The 3,395-nt window shown below is 35.4% G+C and carries 7 protein-coding genes; all 7 read right to left on the bottom strand.

Annotated features, from left to right (window positions below; all coding sequences use genetic code 11):
* Positions 1-264 precede the first annotated feature (264 nt).
* Entirely contained in the window at positions 265-558 is a 294-nt protein-coding gene (locus tag KCG35_RS24085) for a hypothetical protein (protein ID WP_215822405.1), read from the bottom strand.
* Positions 559-601: 43 nt separating this feature from the next.
* Entirely contained in the window at positions 602-979 is a 378-nt protein-coding gene (locus tag KCG35_RS24080; protein ID WP_215822404.1) for a hypothetical protein, read from the bottom strand.
* Between the two features lie 98 nt (positions 980-1,077).
* Positions 1,078-1,410, bottom strand: coding sequence for a hypothetical protein (locus KCG35_RS24075; protein ID WP_215822403.1), 333 nt, complete (start codon positions 1,408-1,410; stop codon positions 1,078-1,080).
* Positions 1,411-1,879: 469 nt separating this feature from the next.
* On the bottom strand, positions 1,880-2,158 hold the full coding sequence (locus tag KCG35_RS24070; protein ID WP_215822402.1) for a CPCC family cysteine-rich protein: 279 nt from the start codon (positions 2,156-2,158) through the stop codon (positions 1,880-1,882).
* 30 nt (positions 2,159-2,188) lie between these two features.
* Positions 2,189-2,341, bottom strand: a complete 153-nt coding sequence (locus tag KCG35_RS24065) for a hypothetical protein (protein WP_215822401.1) — start codon at positions 2,339-2,341, stop codon at positions 2,189-2,191.
* Positions 2,342-2,527: 186 nt separating this feature from the next.
* Positions 2,528-3,175, bottom strand: a complete 648-nt coding sequence (locus KCG35_RS24060) for a hypothetical protein (RefSeq protein WP_215822400.1) — start codon at positions 3,173-3,175, stop codon at positions 2,528-2,530.
* A 1-nt stretch (position 3,176) separates the two neighbouring features.
* Positions 3,177-3,395: polymorphic toxin type 33 domain-containing protein (locus tag KCG35_RS24055; protein ID WP_215822399.1), on the bottom strand; the 219-nt coding region annotated here is incomplete at its 5' end.

Below are 3,395 nucleotides of genomic sequence, written 5' to 3'. Positions count from 1 at the left end.
CGTGGGTCTCATAACATATTTTTCAGATGTATTAAGTTTTAAAAGTTAGGGCTATCCCTTATTTACATTAAAGCTATAAAACTCGTAACTGGCTGTCAATTTGATAAAGGTGAAGACTTATTAGTTTTAACAACCAACTATTATTTCTCGATCTTGTATATTAAAGCTACTAAAGCAGCTGAAACCAATGATGCATCAGCAAGCTCTACAGCTGATAAGTATTGAGTACCATGAAAATAGTAACTGACTATAGTTTTTTTGATGTTATTCCTCATGATATTCTAGTTCTGGCTCACTATATACGATTACATTGTACTTCTTTTGTAAAATACTTATTACCTTTTGAATGAGTGGATTATCTTGCTTATCAGATTTAATCTGGTGATTCACTGAGGAAAAAGTATCGATTGCTACTTTATTTCCTTCTTCGTAAACCCAAATCCATGAATCACTCTGAAGCCCAGAATCTACATGTTTAAAGTTGTTTCTAACATACTTAAGTAAAGGGACGTGGAAGTCTTCATAATGGTCATCATATTTTATTTCTGCAAAAATCATTATTCTTGGTCACTATAGAGTTAGGAACACATAATACTGATAATCAAGTACGTGATTTTTTGTCACCGATTAAGTCAGCCTTGTTTTTATCAAGTCGTAAATCAATATATTCGTCAATATGACCAAGGCGAAGGTCTTTTCCTTTTTTAAAAGGCTCCCAGCCTTTCGATAAACCATATTCAATAACTTGTCTAACGATATATGACGTAATTACAAATTGATTCGTAAGTTTAACTCCTATTTTTCCATCATACTCAAACTCAATTTCATCCTGATGATAATAAAAATAACAAACCAGCTTGGGACTGTTTGGAATATCATTCATTATGTAAAGATTTATCCACCCATCATCACCTGTAGCAGACCAATAATATTTATTCTTATCTACTGTAATCTTGCGTTTATTCTTTTTACTAAACATTTTTTAACTGAATCATAGCCCCTAAACAACGAGTAAATTATTACAAAGCCAGTGCTGGAAGCACGATAATTCATGACTTTGTTAGGCTTTTGTTCACATTAACTATCGATAAAACACTTAAACCCATTTTGTTTAGCTTTATCGCTTCTAAATATGTCTACAAGTCTTCGGAAATGCTCTTTTGCTGGCCCCCAATTTTCTCCCAACTCTAAAACATTCTCCAGCTCAAATATATAACTTTCAAACTCATCTGGTTCTATTTGAATGACTAACTCATCATCGATCGTACATAACCTACCTAACAATGGAAAAACTTCATTACCAACACATAAGCGAATGATATATTCGTGGAACACATCCCCCATATAGAATACACATCCGCGAATACCTTCACCATTAATATTATTTTGATAATAAATCTCTATACCCATTATTATATGCCTAACGTCAAATTAAACGAAGTAATCTTTTTCCTCTTTCAGTTGGACGCGTGATTATGTAATTTCGTACCAAAATGGTTTACCTTTTGATTCAGGCTCCCATCCACTTGATAAAGCAACCTTTATTTGATGCTCAATAACCTTGTTTGAGAGTTTTGGCCTTTGTTTATGAGGTGTAGAACTTCGTGATTCAATTGAAAACGGAAACTGAACAACCAGCTGTTTTTTTTAGGGTTCTTAGCTAGCTCTACAGTGACCTGTACCCCCCTGCCACCCGCCATCGTGGCACCACTGGGGCCATCTTGAAACCCACCAACAAAATTTAATGCTTTCAATTTCTATAATGGAGCTTTGCTGTTTCATACCCGTCTACACATAATTATTAATGAACAACACTTAATATCAGCCTAATCACTAATTCCCAATCATCCAATAATCGAGCTTTTAACCAATTAAGTAATTAGTGGCCAACTATGCGCTTTTTTCCACGAGAATCGTTCTCATTTGGTTGCCGTACATTTTTAACCATGTCTTTACGGCAAGCACCAAATTCTTCAAAGTTTGTTTGTGCTTCAATTAATGAAATTCCATTACAACCACATTCCTCTTCAGGTACATCAAAGCCAATTGGATCATCTTCCCAAAAACAAATAGGACAAATTGCATAGTCATTCCCAGGAGAAGGATTATCAAAAACTTTATATCCACAACATGGGCATGAATACTTCTTAGCCCCCATTTTATAAACTCCTGTTTCTTGTCATAGAATTTAACAACTTTCCCAGTTCTTTAGACTGACTACAACATCTGTTTTACGCGTCTCTATTTGTATAAGTCTGAATATATCTTCAATATCTCGGTATTCAATATGCTTGCCATCTGATTTAGCGTGAATATAGGTCTCGCCAGCATAATCGGCCATAAGGTGTCCCCTCGGTGAGTGTGAGGATACAGAAAAAACTAAACTACACACAGTTGCCGAGGGGGCACTAATGATTAACTGATTTAAAAGCTTTAGCCAGAATTTTTTCAGGTGTATTCTTTATCAAAAACATAGGCTTACAGCCGGTTCTGGCCAAATTGTCCAGAATCACGGCCGACCCTTGGATTAATTATAACTTATCTTAAATAAACCGTTATCAGGAACAAAAGATGAGTTTATTTTAGCGATGTTCCAATAATCTATTAATTTTTGATACGCGCTCTCAACAAAAACATTACTGCAAGAGTCATAAAAATACGAAGTATTTAACGTCAATAACTCTGATGAAAAAGAAAACTCAAAGGTATCAATGGTATTTCCTTCGCCTCTGCTAACTCTTGACAGAGTGGTTATTTTCTCTACTGATACATCCTGAAACATCGACATAATTGTTTCAATTTCTAAATCATCCTTACTACAAATAAAAGAAGTTTGGCATGATAACTTTTTACAAACCTCTGGTAGGCTTCCAAATGATGTTTCCCAAGAAGACCTTCTAATACATATATCAGGGAGGCTTTCTGCATCTAGTTCGAAGCCTGTATGGTATAAGCCTACAAACTCAATAGATACTCCGTTACTTTTCGAACACAAAAACATTGGGTCGTAAACTATTATTTCATCATCAAACTCTGCACTAATAGTTGCAACCTTGAACATTTTCTCCAAAGCAATTATTTTTGCTTTTGCAGGAGAGATATAGCCAGAATAATCTAGTTTGACCTCAATAGCATTTTGCTCACTAAGGTCAAACTCCCATGGTACAACTGCCACTTTATCCTCCATCTTTAAACATATCTAAAGTCCCTTGCCACTGAGGCACGCCACCTTGCCCTTTTTTTGGCATGGTCCATATATTATCTGCTTTATCTACATAAATATCTAAGCGAGAATCACCAATGCCAGCTTTCACCTTATGAGGGTCAACTCCTTGTCTTTTTAACCAGTTAGCATTTCTGTTTTTCAAAGAGCCTACAGGGGTGGTAGGTATACC

Origin of the sequence: Zooshikella harenae (genome assembly GCF_018837975.1) — a bacterium.
Taxonomy (GTDB): domain Bacteria; phylum Pseudomonadota; class Gammaproteobacteria; order Pseudomonadales; family Zooshikellaceae; genus Zooshikella; species Zooshikella harenae.
The sequence above is the reverse complement of the archived record's forward strand: the minus strand, read 5'-3'. Positions and strand labels throughout refer to the sequence as shown.